Origin of the sequence: Micromonospora sp. LHW51205, from assembly GCF_003315815.1 — a bacterium.
In the GTDB taxonomy this organism is placed as follows: domain Bacteria; phylum Actinomycetota; class Actinomycetes; order Mycobacteriales; family Micromonosporaceae; genus Micromonospora; species Micromonospora chalcea.
This window is the reverse complement of sequence record NZ_QMEZ01000001.1, coordinates 757,262-775,970: the sequence shown is the minus strand read 5'-3', so window position 1 is coordinate 775,970 and position 18,709 is coordinate 757,262. Positions and strand designations below refer to the sequence as shown.

Genomic DNA, 18,709 nt, shown 5'->3' with positions numbered 1-18,709 from the left:
CGGGCGTGAGTCGGGCGGGCCCGGCACCGCCAGGCCCGATCGGCTCACCGCATGCCGCGCAGCGCGGTCTGCAGGCGCTCCTGGGCGCGGCGGCGACGCTCGTTGCTCGCGCCCAGCGCCAGCAGCACGATGCCGACCGGGATCAGCACCAGCCACGGGCCGAGGCTGAACAGCGCGTGCACGGCCGCGATCGCGGTCACCGCGGCGCCCACGATCACCGGGGCCTGCTGCCGGCTGGTCGAGCCGAAGATGAGCACCGCGACGGCGCCGAGCAGCAGCAGCACCTGGCGCAGCATGCTGGAGTCGGTGGCGATCACGATCGCAAGCGTGGGCAGGAAAGCGGTGACGAGCGCCGGGCCGTACGCCACCCAGCTCGACAGGTCGGGCCGGTGGCGCAGTTGCAGCACCCCGACCAGCAGGGCGAGCGCCGCGAACGGCAGCGTGTACGCCTCCGGCAGCGCCACGTCGGCCACCCGCATCAGGATCCACCAGGCGCTGATCTCGCAGGCCACTACCGCCCAGAACAGCAGGTTGCGCTCCATCGGCCGGCGCCCCGGACGGGTGGCCGCCACCCCGAGGACCGCGCCCCACGCGGCCAGCAGCGCGGCGATGTGCCGGGGCGAGTCGTACGCCAGGGCCAGCGCGATGAGCGCCGCCCCGAAGCCGCTCCACTCGACGGTGGCCGCCTCCCGGTACGCCTCGGGGCGGCGCAGCCGGGGCAGCGTGGCGGCGAAGACCTGCAACGCCGCGCCGACCGCGAGCACCCCGAAGGCGGACCAGACCGCGGCGAGCCCGGACTTCAGGCCGACGGTGAGCACGAAGAGTTGCGCCATCAGCGAGCCGAACAGCCAGCCCAGGATGCGGGCGCGCTGGGTGGTGCCGAACAGCGCGGCGACGGCGCCCACGCCCACCGCGCCGCCGAGCGTGAACACGGTCAGGTCGCTGGTGGCGAGGCTGCCGGCCAGCCCGGCGCCACCGGCGGCCAGCCCGAGGGCGAAGACCAGCACCCGGGCCACCCGGATCGACCGGCCCGGCTCGGCCAGCGCCGGCGGTGGGGTCAGCGCCAGGCCGAGCATCGAGATGGTGAACACCGCCAGCGCGGCCAGCGCGGTCACCGGCCAGCCCCGGCCGAGCGCCACCGGCGTGATCAGCAGCGTGACCGCCGCCCCGGGCAGGATCACCGGCACCGCACGGGACCGCCGGCCCCCGCTGAACCCGGTGGCGGCGAGCGCCGCTGTCACTGTGAGCAGCAGCGCGGTGAGCACGTGGGTGGGATTCACCGCGTTCGCCGGCGGGGTCAGCAGCTCCGGTGGCGGCCCCTGCCACACCCGGCTCAGCACCGCGAACGGCGAGAACAACGCCACCACAAGCGCGGGCGCCAGTGTGGCCAGCGCCAGCGCGGTGGGCAACGCCGCGGCGGCGAGCGCGCCGGCGGCCGGGCTGACCCGCCAGCGCAGCACCGGATCGTCCGGGTCACGTCGCATCGCCCCGTTCAGCAGGACGGTCCAGCGGCGTACCGGCCGGGCCGAGCCGGCGGGCGGGACCGTGGCGGCCCGTACCAGTTCGGCGAGCACGCCGAGCAGCGCGGCGGCGGCGGCGAACACGCCCGCCGGCAGGCCGACCGCGAGCGCGGCGGCAGCGGTGACGGTGGCCGCGCCGACCACCGCCACGCTGGCGAACGGGAGGTACTGCGGCACGTACCGGCGCGCGGCCGCGATCGCGGCCAGACCGATGCTGGTGGCGGCCAGCGCGGCGGTCAGCACCACCTGGGGCGGGTGGCCGAACGCGGCGGCCAGGGCGGCCACCGCGCCGGGCAGGGCGAGCACCGCGGCGCCCGCGCCTGCGCCGCCCACCTGCACCAGGTGCGGCGGCATGCCCTCGGCGCGTACGTCGTCCACGAGCGACGGCGCGAGCGTACGGGCCAGGGCGGCCACCGTCGCCCCGATCAGCGCGATGCTGCCGAGCGCCAGCGCCGTGGTTCCCGGGCGGACCAGTCCCGCCCCGGCCGCGTGCAGCGCGACCACACCGGCCACCGTGGCCCGGGACAGCGAGGCCCGGGGATCGACAGCGGCCACGGCCGCCATGCCGTAGACAGTGGCCACCATTGCGCCCACCACCACCGGGGACCACCAGGGCAACTCGAACGCGGCCGGCGCGCCCACCGTGGCGAGCACGACGGCCAGGCCAGAAACGTCGTACTTCCACGGCGCGGGCAGCAGGACGGCGGCGGTCACCGCGAGCAGCACCAGCGCGACCGGTGCCTGCCAGGTCGACCCGCCCGTCGGCGCGGCCGGCCACCCGCTCAGGTTCCCGGCCCAGATCGGGCCGGGGGTGGCCAGCACGCCGAGCCCGCCGCGCAGCGCGCTCCAGGCGGCGATCAGGCCGAGGAGCAGGCCACCGGCGGCGATGCCGAGGATCGGTCCGCGCCGCCACTCCTCGGGCAGCGCCCGGGCCGCCACCGCGACCAGCAGCACCAGCGCGGAGGCCACCACGAGCTGACCGCCGGGGGCGAGCACCGCGGCGATCCGGGCCAGTGTGGCGACGAGCGCCACGGTGGTGGCGGCCAGGGCCAGGTCGGACCCGTCCAGGGACATGTCGGCGCGGCGTCCCGCGTCGATGCGCGGCGCGAGCGCCAGCAGCGCGGCGGCGACCAGGAGCAGACTGCCCACCCAGGCGTCCGCCGAGGTCGCGCCCGGCGCGCCGAACGCGGCGGCGGCGACGGCCACCGTGCCGAGCACGGTGCCCAGCGCGTGCGGAATGCTCAGGTGCCGCTGCGCCACCTGCACCAGGGCGGCGTAGCCGAGCGTGACGCAGACGGCGAGGAAGCTCGCCGCGAGGATCGGAACGGTGATCTCGCGCAGGTTCGCCGGAGTGGCGATCGGCGGCGTCGGCGCGGTGGCGGCGACGAACGCGGCGACGGCACCCGGCAGGGCGAACGCCGCGCCGCCGGCCGCCCAGGCGCAGACGGTGTCGGTCGCGGCGGCGGCGAGCCGGACCCGAGGGGCGAGGGAGACCAGCGCGCCGGCCAGGAAGAGCAGCGTCAGCGCCGCGGCGGTCAGCGCCGGCCGGGCGAGCGCGGAGCCGGCGCCGATCAGGCCCAGCCCGGCCGCGGTGACCGCGTGTGTCACCGCCGCGCGTTCGGTGCCGGCGCTCAGGCCGAGCACACCGACGACGACCGCGGTCAGCAGCATCGGCCAGCAGGCCGCCGCCCACCCCAGGCCGAGCGACGCGGGTACGGCGAGCGCGGTGAGCGCCGCGCCGACCACCGCGAACTCACGCCGGATCTCGGGCGGCAGCGCGATCACGGCGGCGACGGTGAGCAGCAGCGCGCTGGCGGCGAGCTGCCAGCCGGTCGGGCCGACCGCCCGGGCCAGCTCGGCGTGCCATCCGCTCAGGTCCGCCGACCAGGCCGGCAGCGCGGCCCGGAGCGGCGCCAGCCCGGCGCGCAGCGCGCCACCGGCGACCACCAGGCCGCTGACCGTGAGCGCCACCGCCGACGCGAGCTGCGGACCCCGCCGGGCCGCCTCCGGTACGGCCCGGACGGCGAGCCCGGTCAGCGCGATGACGGCGGAGATCAGCAGCAGGGACCGGCCCGGCAGGGCCACCGAGGCGACCCGGCCGAGCGCGCCGATCACCGCGAGCGTGAGGATGCCGGCGCCGACATCGGGCAGCGGCGGCCGGCGCAGCACGAGCGTGCCGGCCAGCGCGACCAGGGCGGCGAGCAGCAGCACCGCGCCCGATGCGGCGGCCGGCGGGACGGTGGCGGCGCGCAGCAGGCCGGTGACCGCGTACGCCAGCGCGACAGCGACCGCCACGCCGTGCAGCAGCCAGGTCAGCTCGGGCAGCCACGGCACCGGCCGGGCGGTGGCGGCCGGCTCCGGGGGAGCGTCCCCGCCGAGCACCTCGCCGACCTCCTCCGGCGCCGACTCGGGCCGGTCCTCGTCGGCGCGTTGCCGGGGCGGGACGGGCGGGGTCGGCGCGGTGGCGGGCAGGTCACGCCGGACCGGCCGCTCACGTACCACAGCGGAACGGACGAGCGCGAGGTCGAGCACGGCCACCACGGTGAGCACCAGCGCCCAGCCGACCGGCCCGGTGATCCGCTCGTACGCCAGCAGCGGCAGCACCGGCTGGGCGGCCAGCACTGTGGCGAAGCGTGGCGCGCGCAGACCCGTCCCGTACGCGTACCCCAGGGCGACGAGCGTGGTGACCAGGAAGATCGTCCCGGCGAACGCGGCACCTGATCCGTCGCCGCCGATCCGGTCCACGGCCCAGAGCGCGTATCCGGCCAGCGGCACCAGCAGCAACCCGACCGCGGCGACGGTCTCGGCGGTGGAGGTCAGCCCGCGCCGGGCCAGGACCGGCGGGGCGACGAGCATCAGCGCCGTCGCCACCAGCAGTACGCCGAGACGAGCCAGCGCGTCCATCGAGCTGGTGGCCACCGCCGCGAAGACCACCGCGGCGACGCCGAGCAGGAGCGCGCCCAGCCCCAGCGGGATGTTCTGCACCTCGCGCGAGGACGCCTCGGGCGGGTGCTCCGGGTCGTCCGCATCGAGCCAGCGGGGGCGACCGCGCGGCGGCGACGGGGGCAGGTCCTCCGGCGGCCCGGGCGGCGAGGTTCCCTGGCGGGGCACCCGGGGCGGCGCGCCGGTGGCGGCGGTGGGCGGGCGGCGGCCGGGTCGGCGGCGCAGGACCCGGCGCGGCCGGGTGGCCTGCCGGACCCGTTCCTCACCGGCGTGCGCCAGGATGTCCCGCTGGAAGAGGGCGGCCTGCATCTTGGCGGCGATCTGCCGCTGTTCCCGGGCGATCTCGGCGTCGCGGGCCTTCATCTCGGCGATCGACCGCTCGATGTCGGCCAGGTGCTCGGCCCACTGCGGCTGGTGCGCGCCGCAGTGCGGGCAGACGACGGCGGGCTTGATGTCCTGCCCGCACGAGGCGCACCTGAAGCTCTCCACGACAGTCTCCCGTCCGCCCGTGCCCTCGCACTGTGGACCTCCCAGAGGCAGCATGCCTTGAGTGGGCCGGGATTTCGACAGTTGCCGCCGCGTTCCGGACAACAAAAAGCGGACCGGCCGCCGGGAGACGTTCCCCGGCGGCCGGTCAGCGCGGTCAGCGGATCAGGGGCGGCCCATGCCGCGGTACTCCCAGCCGGCCTGCGTCCACAGTGTGGAGTCGAGGCAGTTGCGCCCGTCGACCACCTTGCGGCCGTTGGCCAGCTCGCCCAGGGCCACCGGGTCGGCGTTGCGGAACTCGGCCCACTCGGTGAGTACGCAGACCAGGTCGGCGCCGCGGACGGCGTCGTTCATGGTCTCCTCGTACGTCAGCTCGGGCACCGCGCGGCGCGCGTTCTCGATCCCCTGCGGGTCGAACACGTGCACGTCGGCGCCGGCCTTGCCGAGCAGCGCGGCGACCGCGAGCGCCGGCGCGTCGCGTACGTCGTCGGTGTTGGGCTTGAACGTGGCGCCGAGCACCGCGACGCGGGTGCCGGACAGGTCCGGCCCGGCCGGGCCGGAGCGGCGGCCGAGCAGCTCGGCGGCGAGCTGCACGACGCGGCTGCGCCGGCGCAGGTTGATCAGGTCGACCTCGTGCAGGAAGCGCAGCGCCTCACCGGCGCCCAGCTCCTGCGCGCGGGCCTGGAAGGCGCGGATGTCCTTGGGCAGGCACGCGCCGCCGAAGCCGAGTCCGGCCTGGAGGAAGCGGTTGCCGATGCGCGGGTCGTAGCCGATCGAGCGGGCCAGCTGGGTGACGTCGCCGCCGGCGGCCTCGCAGACCTCCGCCATCGCGTTGATGAAGGAGATCTTGGTGGCGAGGAACGCGTTCGCGGCGACCTTGACCAGCTCGGCGGTGGCGAAGTCGGTGACCACGAGCGGTACCTCGCGGTCCTCGGTGGCGGCGAGGTCGAAGACGCCCTTGTGCGCGGCGTAGAGCATGCCGTTTGCCCACTCGCTCTTGACGCCGACCACGATCCGGTTCGGACGCAGCACGTCGTCGACGGCGAAGCCCTCCTGGAGGAACTCGGGGCTCCACGCCACCTCGACGCCGAGGTCGGCCGGGCTGTGCTTACCGACGAGCTGCTCCACCCACTCGGCGGTGCCCACCGGCACGGTGGACTTGCCGACGATCAGCGCCTTACGGGTCAGGTGCTGGGCCAGGCTGGTCACGGACGCCTCGACGTACGACAGGTCGGCGCCCATGCCGTCGGCCCGCTGCGGGGTGCCGACGCAGATGAAGTGGACGTCGCCGAAGTCGGCGGTCTCGTTGATGTCCGTGCTGAATCGCAGCCGGCCCGCGGCCAGGTTGCGCCGCAGCAGCTCGTCGAGGCCGGGCTCGTGGATCGGCACCTCACCGGCGTTCAGCTTGGCGATCTTGTCCGCGTCGACGTCGAAGCCGAGCACCTCGTAGCCCAGTTCGGCGTAGCAGATGGCGTAGGTCGCACCGAGGTAGCCGGTGCCGAGGAACGTCACCCGGGGGCGGGGGGCGCCGGACGGCGGGGTCACCGCGGCGATGGCGGGCATCGGCTGGGTGTTCGGGTACGGAATCGTCACGCCTGTCTTCTCCGCTCGCACTGGCGGCGCTTCCATGCGTCGCATTCTGCTGGGGGCGCCTGGGCCGGGCACCGAGGGAACTGAATTTCTGCTGTGAGGGTAGTGGGGCCGGGCGGGCGACGCTCGGGCGCGAGCCTACCCGCCGGTAAGGTCCGGCAGGGGCCGGTGGCTATCCTTCAGTTTGCGGCAGTCTTCGGCCCCCGGGCGGTACAGACTGCGCATGATAGCGGTGAAAGGGGAGGGCCGACATGGCCGCAGAGCAGTCGTTCGACGTCTACCGGTTGCCGGAGGAGCACGAGGCGATCCGGGAGGCGGTCCGTGAGGTCTGTGCGGCCAAGGTGGCACCGCATGCCGCTGAGGCCGATGAGACAGGTGAGTTCCCGAAGGCGTCCTACGAGGCGCTGCGGTCCGCCGACTTCCACGCCCCGCACATCCCGGTCGAGTACGGCGGCGCCGGCGCGGACGCGCTGGCCACGGCCATCGTGATCGAGGAGGTGGCGCGGGCCTGCGCCTCGTCCTCGCTGATCCCGGCGGTGAACAAGCTGGGCACCATGCCGCTGCTGCTGGCCGGCTCCGAGGAGCTCAAGCGCAAGTACCTGACTCCGGTAGCGGCCGGGGAGGGCATGTTCTCCTACTGCCTCTCCGAGCCGGAGGCGGGCTCCGACGCCGCCGCGATGACCACCAAGGCGGTACGCGACGGCGACCACTGGGTGCTCAACGGCGTGAAGCGGTGGATCACCAACGCGGGCGTCTCCGAGTACTACACCGTCTTCGCCGTGACCGATCCCACAGCCCGGTCGAAGGGCATCTCCGCCTTCGTCGTGGAGAAGTCCGACCCGGGCGTCAGCTTCGGCGCCCCGGAGAAGAAGCTCGGCATCAAGGGCTCGCCGACTCGCGAGGTCTACTTCGACAACGTGCGGATCCCGGCCGACCGCATGATCGGCGCCGAGGGCACCGGCTTCGCCACCGCGATGAAGACGCTGGACCACACCCGGGTCACCATCGCCGCCCAGGCCGTCGGCATCGCCCAGGGCGCGCTGGACTACGCCAAGGGCTACGTCCAGGAGCGCAAGCAGTTCGGCAAGCCGGTCGCCGACTTCCAGGGCATCCAGTTCATGCTCGCCGACATGGGCATGAAGCTGGAGGCGGCCCGGCAGCTCACGTACGCCGCCGCCGGCAGGTCCGAGCGCGGCGACGCGGATCTGACCTACTTCGGCGCGGCCGCGAAGTGCTTCGCGTCGGACGCCGCCATGGAGATCACCACCGACGCGGTCCAGCTGCTCGGCGGCTACGGCTACACCCGCGACTACCCGGTCGAGCGGATGATGCGGGACGCCAAGATCACCCAGATCTACGAGGGCACCAACCAGGTGCAGCGCATCGTCATGGCCCGTCAGCTGCTCAAGGGCTGACCGGAGGCGTTCGGGCGGGCGGGCCGGTGCACACCGGCCCGCCCGCGCTCGTTCAACGGCTCTCGGTGCCCTCCGGCCGGCCCGCGCCGCGCGGCGGGGCGGACCACGGCGACTCGCCGCCGGTACGGCGGGGCAGCGGCTCGGTCGGGCTCTCGGGGTACGCCAGCGTGAGCGGTGGCGTGTCCGGGTCCTTCGCCGGCGCCGGAGGCCAGTCGGTGAGCGTCGGCTTGTGCTCCACCGGCGCGGCGGCCGGGGTCAGCTCCGCCTCGGCCGGCGCGGGTGTGGCGGGACGCCGCCAGCGGCTCGTGCTGAACACGGCCATCAGCAGCAGCACGCCGATGAGGAACAGCGTGCCGTTGTCGAGCGGGTCGCGCAGCGGCAGCGGGTCACCGAGCAGCTTCAGGTCACCGGGCACCCGGTCCCGCACGCTGAACGGCGCGACGAACAGCCCGAGGTACGGGACCGCGAGCAGCAGGCCGGCCACGAGCGGGCCGAGCGGCGAGAAGCGCAACGTGCCGAGCAGGCCGAGCAGGATGCCGGCGACGCCCAGATAGACGGCCGGCTCGATCAGGTTCGGCGTGCTGTACGTCCCGATCTCCACCCAGCGGTCGACGGTCCGCTCAGATCCGTCCTGACCGAGCGTGACGAGCACCCAGGTGACGGGCGCCACCGCCAACCCGGCGAGGAAGCTCCAGAGATGTCGCATCCGCGCACCGTACCGTTTTCGGCATGACAGATCATCCCGCGGTCCCGCCGGGTAAACCGACCTCGTACTCCCGCGTCACGCTCAGTCGCATCATGACCGCGGTCGATGTCAATCTGTACGGGACCGTGCACGGTGGGGTACTGATGAAATTCGTGGACGACGTTGCCGGCGCGGCGGCGGCCCGGCACAGTGGCGGCACCGCGGTGACCGCCTCCATCGATGAGATCGTCTTCTCCGAGCCGGTCCGGGTGGGCGACCTCGTGCACGCGCACGCCCAGATCAACTGGACCGGCAGCACCTCGATGGAGGTCGGCGTGAAGGTGGTCGCCGAGCGCTGGGACTCGGCCGAGGAGGAACCGGTCCGGGTCGCCACCGCGTACCTGGTCTTCGTGGGCGTCGACGTGGGTGGCACGCCCCGTCCGGTCCGGCCGGTGCTGCCGGAGACGCCGGAGGACGAGCGCCGATTCCGGGAGGCCGAGATCCGGCGGGCGCACCGGCTGGCCCGCCGCCGGGCGATCCAGGCCCACCGCGCCGGCTGAGGTGTAAGGAAGGGCCCCTTGTTAACGCCTCCGGTAGAGGAGGGGACCCCTATTAACACCCCCGCCGACACACGCCGCCTCCACCGGCGCCTGGACACCCGCGGAGGGCGAGGTGTTAACAAGGGGCCCTTCCTCTACCGGAGGCGTTAACAGGGGGCCCTTCCTTACACGCGGGCCACATGGGGTGGGGGTGCGGGGTGTGGGCGGGCCACGCCCCGTGCGCCGTGCCCGGCGCGGACAATGGCGGCACGAGGTAGGGCAAGATGGCGCCACGGCCCCGGCACACCGTCGTGGCAGGGCCTCAGGGAGGGTGGATCAGTGGCTGACGTGCTGTGGACGCCGCCGGCGGACGTGCGGGAGCGGTCCCGGATCGGTGACTACCTGCGCTGGCTGGCCGAGCACCGCGGGCTGGAGTTCGCCGACTACGACGCGCTGTGGCAGTGGTCGGTGACCGACCTGGAGGCGTTCTGGCGCTCGATCTGGGACTGGTTCGACGTGGTCGCGCACACCCCGCCGACGGCGACGCTGACCGACCGGGCCATGCCCGGCGCCCGCTGGTTCCCCGGCGCGACGCTCAACTACGCCGAGAACGTGCTGCGCATGCCGGGGCTGGGCGACGACGACCCGGCGGTGATCGCGCACGGGCAGACCCGTGCCCCGGAGACGCTCACCGCCGCCGAGCTGCGCGAGCGGGTCCGCCGGGTGGCGGCCGGGCTGCGCCGCCTCGGCGTGGGTGCGGGCGACCGGGTGGCCGCGTACGCGCCGAACATCCCGGAGACGTACGTCCTGCTGCTCGCCACCGCCAGCCTCGGCGCGATCTTCTCCTCCTGCGCGCCCGAGTTCGGCACCCGCAGCGTCACCGACCGCTGGCAGCAGATCGAACCGACGGTGCTGGTGGCAGTGGACGGCTACCGGTACGGCGACAAGCCTGTGGACAGGCGCGCCGAGGTGGCCGCGATCCGGGCCGCGCTGCCGTCGCTGCGGCACACGGTCGCCATCGCGTACCTCGATCCGGACGGCCCGGCCCCCGACGGCGCGCTGCCGTGGGCGGAGCTGGCGGCGCCGACCGACGAGCCGTTGACGTTCACGCCGGTGGCGTTCGACCACCCGCTCTACGTGCTCTACTCCTCCGGCACCACCGGCCTGCCCAAGCCGATCGTGCACGGCCACGGCGGCATCCTGCTGGAACACCTCAAGATGCTGGCGCTGCACCACGACCTGGGTCCGTCCGACCGGTTCCTGTGGTTCACCACGACCGGCTGGATGATGTGGAACTTCCTGGTCTCCGGCCCGGCGGTGGGCGCGGCGATCGTGCTGTTCGACGGCAACCCGGGCCATCCCGACCTGGGTGCGCTGTGGCGGCTGGCCGCCGACACCGGCACCACGTACTTCGGCACGTCCGCGCCGTTCCTGCTGGCCTGCCGCAAGGCCGGCCTGGTGCCGCAGGAGGTCGCCGACCTGTCCGCGGTGCGCGGCCTCGGCTCGACCGGCGCGCCGCTGCCGGCCGAGGGCTTCACCTGGGTGTACGAGAACGTGAGCGACCGCCTCCAGCTCCAGTCGCTGTCCGGCGGCACTGACGTGTGCACCGGGTTCGTCGGCGGCGTGCCGCTGCTGCCGGTGTACGCGGGGGAGATCGCCTGCCGGGCGCTGGGCGCGAAGGTGGAGGCCCGCTCGGCCGACGGCAGCGCGGTGATCGGGCAGCTCGGCGAGCTGGTGATCACCGAGCCGATGCCGAGCATGCCGGTCGGGTTCTGGAACGACAGGGACGGCGCGCGCTACCGGGAGGCGTACTTCGAGGTCTATCCCGGGGTGTGGCGGCACGGCGACTGGATCACCGTGAACGAGCGCGGCGGGTGCGTGATCACCGGCCGGTCCGACGCCACGCTCAACCGGGGCGGGGTGCGGCTCGGTACGGCCGAGTTCTACTCCGTGGTCGAGGGCCTGGACGAGGTGGTCGACTCGGTGGTCGTGCACCTGGAGGACGACGAGGGCGGCGCGGGTGAGCTGCTGCTGTTCGTGGTGCTCGCCGAGGGCCTGGAGCTGGACGACGACATGCGTAAGAAGATCTGCCGGGAGCTGCGTACCGCGCTGTCGCCGCGGCACGTGCCGGACGAGATCCACCAGGTCCGGGCCGTGCCGAGAACGTTGAGCGCCAAGAAGCTGGAGGTCCCGGTCAAGAAGATCCTCACGGGTACCCCGGTGGACAGCGCGGCGGCCAAGGGCGCCCTGGCCAACCCCGAGTCCCTGACGGCGTTCGCCGCCCTGGCCCAGCGCCGGTCCACCACCGACAGCCCCGTCTCGCCTCGCTGATCCCGCCGTCCCCGTCGACCCGCCCGTTGATCTTGCACTTTCTGCCCCGGCGAACGGGGCGAATCACCCGCCCCGAGGGCCGAAACTGCAAGATCAACGGGGAGAGGGCGGGCGAGGGTCAGGGCAGGGTGTGGGTGGTCTTCTCGGTTTCGGCGCGGGAAGCCAGGCGGGTCGGGTCGGGGTGGGCGCACGCCACCACGCTGGCTCCTGCCGTGAGCGGGGTGAGCAGCCAGTCGACCGGGTCGGGGTGGGTGGTCACGTCTACCAGGAGGCGGTCGCCCTGGGTCAGGCCCAGCTCGGTGGCGCGGGCCGTCGCGCGGGCCAGCAGCGCCGCGTCCCCCTCGCCACCCTCGGGGTACGGCGTGAAGTGGTCGCCGTGTCCGCGTACCGCCGTCACGAAGTCGGCGTAGCCGGCGGGCACCTGCCGCATCGGCAGCGCGAACGGGTCGAGCGCCAGCGCGTACCGCTCGCCGGCCGGCCACCCGGCCGCCTCGTCCACCCGGTCGGCGGCCACGAACAGCACCTCCACCGGCCCCGGCGCGTCGGTCACCGTCAGTTTCGCCGACCAGCAGCCGAGCAGCACGGCGGCGGTCTGCCAGTGCGGCGGCAGCAACACGCCGGCCGGGTCGCCCGGCGCGGCGCCGATCTCGTCGGTGAGCAGGTTCGCGGTCTTCGCCACCCAGTTCGCAAGCGTCGCGCCGGACAGTTCGGTGCGCTCGCCGGTGGCGTCGTCGTACCAGGTCAGCAGCGGTCGGGTGGGGTCCGGCGCGATCGCGTCGGCGAACACCCGGGCAATGTTGTCGGCCATCGGCGCGAACGATACGCGCCCCGCGTGCGTACTCGATGACAACGTCAAGTCGGCGTACCGTCGGGTCGCGGTCAGCGTTGTGCGCCCGGCGCGGCGTACGCTTGCCGACAGTGTTCTTCCCCACAACTGCGCCATCTGAGGAGCCGCCCCGTGACCGCCGGTCGCCCGCCCCGCGTTCTCATCGACGCCACGAGTGTCCCCGCCGACCGTGGCGGCGTCGGTAGATACGTCGACGGACTGCTCGGCGCGCTGGGCCGGGTCTGCGGCACCGGCGTCGACCTGGCGGTGGTGAGCCTCCGCACCGACCTGGAGCGCTACACCCGGATGCTGCCGGGCGCCGAGGTGATCCCCGCCCCGGCGGCGGTGGCGCACCGGCCGGCGCGGCTTGCCTGGGAGCAGACCGGCCTGCCGCTGCTGGCCCAGCAGGTGGGCGCGGAGGTGCTGCACTCGCCCTTCTACACCTGTCCGCTGCGGGCCGGATGCCCGGTGACGGTCACCGTGCACGACGCGACGTTCTTCACCGAGCCGGAGCACTACGACAAGTCGCGCCGGACGTTCTTCCGCAGCGCCATCAAGACCTCGCTGCGGCGGGCCGGCCGGGTGATCGTGCCGAGCAAGGCCACCCGGGACGAGCTGATCCGGCTGCTGGACGCCGACCCGACCCGGATCGACGTCGCCTATCACGGCGTCGACCAAGACGCCTTCCACGCGCCCGGCGACGAGGAGAAGGCGCGCGTGCGGGCTCGCCTGGGGCTGGGCGACAGCAGCTACGTCGCGTTCCTCGGGGCCAAGGAGCCGCGTAAGAACGTACCCAACCTGATCCGCGGCTGGGCGCGGGCGGTGGCCGACCGGCCGAACCCGCCGGCGCTCGTGGTCGCGGGCGGGCAGGGGCACGACGACGACATCGACCGCGCGGTGGCCGAGGTGCCGTCGCACCTGCGGCTGCTGCGTCCGGGCTACCTGCGTTACGCCGATCTGCCCGGCTTCCTCGGTGGCGCGCTCGTGGCCGCCTACCCCTCCTACGGCGAGGGCTTCGGCCTGCCGATCCTGGAGGCGATGGCGTGCGCGGCCCCGGTGCTCACCACGCCGCGCCTGTCCCTGCCCGAGGTGGGCGGCGACGCGGTGGCGTACACCAGCGAGGACCCGGACCAGATCGCCGCCGACCTGGCCGCTCTGCTGGACGACGAGCCGCGGCGGCTCTCGCTGGCAAAGGCCGGGTTCGACCGGGCCAAGGAGTTCACCTGGGAGTCCAGCGCGGACGTGCACATCGCGGCCTGGCGACGGGCCCGGTCCTGAGGGCCGGCGGGGCGGCCCCGGCCGACCGACCGTGACGACTCGCCCGCTTCGGGCATGATGTGCTGATGTTCTACGCCGTCATCCCGGCGGGTGGCAGTGGCACACGGTTGTGGCCGCTGTCCCGTGCCGGCCATCCCAAATTCCTCCACCCGCTGACCGGCACGCCGGCCTCGCTCCTGCAGGCCACTGTCGACCGGTTGTCGCCGTTGACCACACCGGAGCGCACGCTCGTGGTCACCGGGGCCGCGCACGCCGCGGCGGTGGCCCGGCAGCTGGCCGGCGTGCCGGAGGAGAACATCCTGGTCGAGCCGTCGCCCCGCGACTCCTGCGCGGCGATCGCGCTGGCCGCCGCGGTGATCGCCGCGCGTACGCCGGACGCGGTGATGGGCTCGTTCGCCGCCGATCACCTGATCGGCGACCCGGCCCGGCTGGCGGAGGTGGTACGGCAGGCCATCCGCGGCGCGGAGCAGGGGCTGCTGATGACGGTGGGCATCACCCCGACCCGCCCGGAGACCGGCTACGGCTACCTGGAGACCGGCGACCCGGTGGGGGACGGCACGCTGCGCCCGGTACGCGAGTTCAAGGAGAAGCCGGCCGCCGAGGTGGCCGAGGTCTACGTCAACTCCGGCCGGCACCTCTGGAACGCCAGCATGTTCGTCTGGCGGGTGGACGTCTTCCTCGCCGAGCTGGCCCGCCAGGAGCCGGAGCTGCACGCCGGGATCACCGCCATCGCGGCGGCGTGGGGCACCCCGGAGCAGGACGACGTGCTGGGCCGGGTCTGGCCGACGCTGCCCCGGATCTCGGTCGACTACGCGGTGATGGAGGGCGCGGCGACGGCGGGCCGGGTGGGCACCGTGCCGGGTGACTTCGGCTGGAACGACGTCGGTGACTTCCACACGCTCGGCGAGGTGCTGCCGGCCGACGGCGCCGGCAACGTGGTGCTGGGCGGCGACGCCAAGCCGGGCGTGCTGCTGCACGACACCACCGGCACGGTCGTGGTGTCGCACTCCGGCCGGCTCGTCGCCACCGTGGGGGTGCACGACCTGATCGTGGTGGACACCCCGGACGCGCTGCTGGTCTGCCCGCGTGACCGCGCGCAGGACGTGAAGAAGGTCGTGGACGAGCTGAAGGAACGCGGCGAGGAGGGCCTGGTCTGATCCGGCCGGTGCGGCCGCCCGCTTCCGGTCAGCGGGCGGCGCGACGGGCCAGCAAGGCGAGCGCCGGTGGCACCAGCTGGGCCGTCGCGTGGGCGAGCGGCTCGGGCAGCCGGTCCGGCGGGAACCAGCCGAGCGCCTCGGACTCCGCGCTCACCTGCTCGACCGCCCCGGCCGGGGCCAGCACCGCGTACCGGACGTCGTAGTGGAACGACCCGCCCTGGCAGGCGACCTGGTGGATGTCCACGTCGATCGGTTCCGGCTCGATCGTCAGACCGGCGATGCCGGACTCCTCGGTGGCCTCGCGCAGCGCGGCCGCCACCAGCGTCCGGTCGCCCGGCTCGCAGTGCCCGCCGAGCTGCACCCACCTGCGGATCTTGCCGTGCAGGCAGAGCAGCACCCGGCCGTCCGGGTCGAGCACGAGCGCGCTGGCGGTGACGTGCCCCGCCCGGTGTGTCCGGCTCATCGCCGCCGGCCCGTCGGCCAGCAGCGCCAGCGTCCGGTCCCGGGCGGCGCCGGCGGCGGGGCTGGTCGCCGTCCAGCGGCTCAGCGCCGCGACGGCGTCGGCGTGCAGGTCGGCGTACGTGGTGAGGTCGGTGTCGGGCACCCGGACACTCTACGAGTGCCACCACGGTACGCCGGCGCGGCGACCCACCTGCGGATGAGCGAAGGCCGGGCGGCACCCCTGCGACGATGTCGCAGACCCTCGTGGTGCCGCCCGGCCACGCCCGTCAGCCGGCGACCGGGTCGAGACTGCGCCCCGGCGTCGGCGGGCAAGGAAGAGTTTGCCGAACCGGTCACCTCACCGTCGAGGTCTTTCACCTCAGGCTTAAAGATGGAGATTACTGCCGGCGGGTAAAGTCGAGCCGTGGCGGGCACCCCCGCCGTCCGCACGGGAGCACTCCATGTTGAAGATCGTTTTCTCGGGCGAAGACGTCCTGCGGACCCGGGTCGCCCCGCGCGCGGACCCGCTCTGGGAGCTGGTTCTCAGCCTGCACCTGCTCCAGGGGCGCAGCCGCGACCCGATGATGACCACATGGCGACGGACCGTGGCGCACGGGCTGCGCACCGACAGCGACGCCGAGCAGTACCGCCTGCTCCTCGCGCTCAACCCGCCGCGCGGCTACTTCCCCGACTTCCTCACCCCGTTCGCCAGCCGGGAGGGCTTCGAGGTGGGGCTGGACGCGGTCCGCGGCACCCCTACGGACATGCTGCGCCGCGACCTGACCCGGCTCGCCGAGGAGACCACGTTGCCGCCCTCGGCGACGGCGCTCGCCCGGGGTGAGCCGGAGACACTGCACCACCTCACCGACTCCATGGCGCGATACCAGTCGCTGGCCGTCACGCCGTACTGGGCCCGGGTGCAGGCAGCGGTCGAGGCGGACCGGGCCCGGCGTGCCCGCGCCATGCTCGACGGCGGCGCCGAAGGGCTGCTGGCCAGCCTGCGTCCGAACATGCGGTGGAACTCCGGCGTGCTGGAGGTGCTCGACTATCCGGACACCCGGGAACTGCACCTGGACGGGCGCGGGCTGCTGCTCGTCCCGTCGTTCTTCTGCTCGCGTACCCCGGTGGCGCTCGTCGACCCGACCCTGCCGCCGGTGCTCGTCTACCCGGTGGACCGGCTGGCCGGCCTGACACCGGCGTCCGGCGCCGCCGGGTCACCGCAGGGCGAGGCGCTCGCGGCCCTGATCGGCCGCACCCGGTCGCGGGTGCTGCATGCCGCCGACGAGGGCTGCACGACCGGCGAGATGGCCCGCCGGCTGCACATCTCCGCCGCCGCGGCCAGCCAGCACACCACAGTGCTGCGCAACGCCGGGCTGCTGGTCAGTCAGCGCGAGCGCAACACCGTCCTGCACACGCTGACGCCGCTGGGCCGAGCCGTCCTCGACGCCTGACCTCCGCCGGGCCGTCTCAGAGCGCCAGCGTGGCGCTGGCGGCGCTGCCGGCCGGGGGCGGGAGCAGGACGGAACCGATTCCCTCGGCGGCCAGCGCGGCGCGCAGGCGTTGCACGTCCGCGCCGAACCGGACCAGGTCCGCCGGGTCGAGCGGGGTCGGCGCCGCGCCGAGCAGCAGGCCGGTGGCCGAGGCGGGCCAGCCGGGCACGGTGGCGGCGAGCCCGGCGCGTACCTCGTCGTCGGTGACGTGCGTGAAGGTCGTGCCCGGCGCTACCACGTCGGCCACCGAGCCGATCGCCCGCCGCACCGCGTCCGCGTCGGCGGGCTCCGGCCCGGCCCGGTCCGGCAGCGTCGCCGCCGCCCGCAGGCCGGCGGCGCGCGCCTCGGCGGTACCGAGCGAGAACAGGTCCATCGAGGCGTCGCGGACGAGCGCCCGGGCGCCCTCGTCGTCGTCCCGGGGGGTGCCGAGGTAACCCCGGACCACCGCGACCGGCACCTGGTCGCACTTGCCCTTGATCAGCTCGCCGGCGCCGGCCAGTTCGTCGACCACCGCCATCTGGGTGACGAACAGTTCGTTGCCGTACGGGTCGACCTCGCCCCGGTGGTCGCGGATCGCCGGCATGCCCGCCACCCCGAGCGCCACGTCGGTGAGCCCGTTGCGCCACGGGCGGCCCATGGTGTCGCTGACGATCACGGCGACGTCGAGGCCGTACCGGTCGCGCAGCGCGGCACGCAACGCCCGCGCGGAGGCGTCCGGGTCGGCCGGCAACAGCACCAGGCGGGTCTTGTCCACGTTCGACGCGTCGATGCCGGCGGAGGCCATCACGAACCCGTGGTGGGTCTGCACGATCCGGGTGGCGCCCCGCGTCGCCACCACCCGGGCGGTCTCGCCGTCCAGGATCCGGTCCCGCGCCTCGAGCCGTTCCGGACCGTCGGCGGGCACGTCGACCAGCCGGCCCTCCGCCTTCGACACGATCTTGCTGGTGACCACCAGCACGTCGCCGTCACGCAGCCACGGCGCCGCGCCGGCGATCAGCGCCGCCAGGTCGTCGCCCTCGGTCACGTCGCCGATGCCCTGCACCGGCAGAATCTCCAGCCTCACATCAGCTCCAGCGCGGCGCGCACCATCGCGGCGGTCGCCGCCTCGTCGGTCATCCGCAGCGGCGCCGCGCGGACCACCACGTCCGGCACCGCCGTGCCCTCGTCCTCCGGCGCCACCAGCCAGCCGTCGAGCAGCCCGCCGGTGGACCGGGCGCCGTAGAGGCCGGCCACCCCGGCCGCGCTGCACTCCACGCCGAGCACGGCGAGGCAGCGGTCGGCCATGCCGCGTACCGGCGCGCCGCCGATGATCGGCGACACCCCGATCACCGGGGCCGGCCCGCCGGTCACCGTGTCGCGCAGGCCGGGCACGGCCAGCACCGGGGCGATGCTGACGACCGGGTTGCTGGGCGCAATCAGCACCACGTCCGCGGCGGCGATCGCCTCCACCACGCCGGGCGCGGGCTTCGCCGCTTCGGCGCCCACGAAGACGAACCGGTCGGTGGGTACGTCGGCGCGGTACCGCACCCACCACTCCTGGAAGTGGATCGCGCGCCGCCCCTGCTCGTCGGTGACGACGGCATGGGTCTCCAGGCGCTCGTCGGTGGCCGGCAGCAGCCGTACGCCCGGTTGCCAGCGCGCCGCCAGCGCCTCGGTGACCTGGGACAGCGGATAGCCGGCGTTGAGCATCGTGGTGCGGACCAGGTGGGTGGCGATGTCCTTGTCGCCCAGACCGAACCAGCTCGGCTCCGCGCCGTACGCGGCCAGCTCGTTCTTCACCGTCCAGGTCTCGCCGACCCGGCCCCAGCCGCGTTCCGGGTCGGCGCCGCCGCCGAGCGTGTAGAGCACGCTGTCCAGGTCGGGGCAGACCTTCAGCCCGTGCAGCAGCAGATCGTCGCCGACGTTCACCACGGCGGTCACCTCGGCGCCCACCTCGCGGGCGTACGCCCGTACGCCGAGCAGGAAACGGGCGCCCCCGATGCCGCCGGTCAGAACCACGATGCGCATG

General features: G+C 74.4%; 13 protein-coding genes. 6 read left to right on the top strand and 7 right to left on the bottom strand.

From position 1 onward, the window contains the following. Positions 1-44 precede the first annotated feature (44 nt). Complete coding sequence (locus DQE82_RS03560; protein WP_113971998.1) at positions 45-4,952, bottom strand: SCO7613 C-terminal domain-containing membrane protein; 4,908 nt, start codon at positions 4,950-4,952, stop codon at positions 45-47. A 162-nt stretch (positions 4,953-5,114) separates the two neighbouring features. Further along, positions 5,115-6,542 carry a UDP-glucose/GDP-mannose dehydrogenase family protein gene (locus tag DQE82_RS03555; protein WP_043326489.1) on the bottom strand — a complete coding sequence of 476 codons (1,428 nt, stop codon included), beginning with the start codon at positions 6,540-6,542 and terminating at the stop codon, positions 5,115-5,117. Positions 6,543-6,790: 248 nt separating this feature from the next. On the opposite strand from DQE82_RS03555, the gene DQE82_RS03550 reads away from it, so the two are divergent. After that, positions 6,791-7,954, top strand: coding sequence for an acyl-CoA dehydrogenase family protein (locus DQE82_RS03550; protein WP_043326488.1), 1,164 nt, complete (start codon positions 6,791-6,793; stop codon positions 7,952-7,954). A 52-nt stretch (positions 7,955-8,006) separates the two neighbouring features. Here the strand turns inward: DQE82_RS03550 and DQE82_RS03545 are convergent, their stop codons facing one another. After that, a complete protein-coding gene (locus tag DQE82_RS03545; protein ID WP_064447700.1) occupies positions 8,007-8,660 on the bottom strand; it encodes a hypothetical protein in 654 nt (217 codons plus the stop codon). A gap of 23 nt (positions 8,661-8,683) precedes the next feature. On the opposite strand from DQE82_RS03545, the gene DQE82_RS03540 reads away from it, so the two are divergent. Both DQE82_RS03540 and DQE82_RS03535 read left to right on the top strand, forming a co-directional pair. Further along, a complete protein-coding gene (locus DQE82_RS03540; protein ID WP_030501344.1) occupies positions 8,684-9,199 on the top strand; it encodes an acyl-CoA thioesterase in 516 nt (171 codons plus the stop codon). Between the two features lie 318 nt (positions 9,200-9,517). Continuing rightward, positions 9,518-11,509 (top strand): acetoacetate--CoA ligase, encoded by a 1,992-nt coding sequence (locus DQE82_RS03535; RefSeq protein WP_113971997.1) that lies wholly within the window; start codon positions 9,518-9,520, stop codon positions 11,507-11,509. A gap of 118 nt (positions 11,510-11,627) precedes the next feature. Here the strand turns inward: DQE82_RS03535 and DQE82_RS03530 are convergent, their stop codons facing one another. After that, positions 11,628-12,317, bottom strand: coding sequence for a TIGR03089 family protein (locus DQE82_RS03530; protein ID WP_043326485.1), 690 nt, complete (start codon positions 12,315-12,317; stop codon positions 11,628-11,630). 150 nt (positions 12,318-12,467) lie between these two features. Between DQE82_RS03530 and DQE82_RS03525 the strand changes: the two genes are divergently transcribed. Together DQE82_RS03525 and DQE82_RS03520 are read left to right on the top strand one after the other, a co-directional pair. Further along, entirely contained in the window at positions 12,468-13,613 is a 1,146-nt protein-coding gene (locus DQE82_RS03525; protein ID WP_030501347.1) for a glycosyltransferase family 1 protein, read from the top strand. A gap of 65 nt (positions 13,614-13,678) precedes the next feature. Next, positions 13,679-14,770: a mannose-1-phosphate guanylyltransferase gene (locus DQE82_RS03520; RefSeq protein ID WP_043330633.1), complete on the top strand. Its 1,092-nt coding sequence runs from the start codon at positions 13,679-13,681 to the stop codon at positions 14,768-14,770. A gap of 28 nt (positions 14,771-14,798) precedes the next feature. Here the strand turns inward: DQE82_RS03520 and DQE82_RS03515 are convergent, their stop codons facing one another. Then, entirely contained in the window at positions 14,799-15,374 is a 576-nt protein-coding gene (locus DQE82_RS03515) for an NUDIX hydrolase (protein ID WP_113971996.1), read from the bottom strand. A gap of 298 nt (positions 15,375-15,672) precedes the next feature. Here DQE82_RS03515 and DQE82_RS03510 point away from each other — a divergent pair, with 298 nt between their 5' ends. After that, positions 15,673-16,662, top strand: coding sequence for a helix-turn-helix transcriptional regulator (locus tag DQE82_RS03510; RefSeq protein WP_043326482.1), 990 nt, complete (start codon positions 15,673-15,675; stop codon positions 16,660-16,662). Positions 16,663-16,678: 16 nt separating this feature from the next. On the opposite strand, the gene DQE82_RS03505 is transcribed toward DQE82_RS03510, so the two are convergent. Continuing rightward, positions 16,679-17,764: a coenzyme F420-0:L-glutamate ligase gene (locus tag DQE82_RS03505; RefSeq protein ID WP_064447704.1), complete on the bottom strand. Its 1,086-nt coding sequence runs from the start codon at positions 17,762-17,764 to the stop codon at positions 16,679-16,681. Beyond that, a complete protein-coding gene (gene cofD, locus DQE82_RS03500) occupies positions 17,761-18,708 on the bottom strand; it encodes a 2-phospho-L-lactate transferase (RefSeq protein ID WP_043326477.1) in 948 nt (315 codons plus the stop codon). The genes DQE82_RS03505 and cofD overlap by 4 nt, the downstream gene beginning before the upstream one ends. Between the last annotated feature and the right edge of the window lies 1 nt (position 18,709).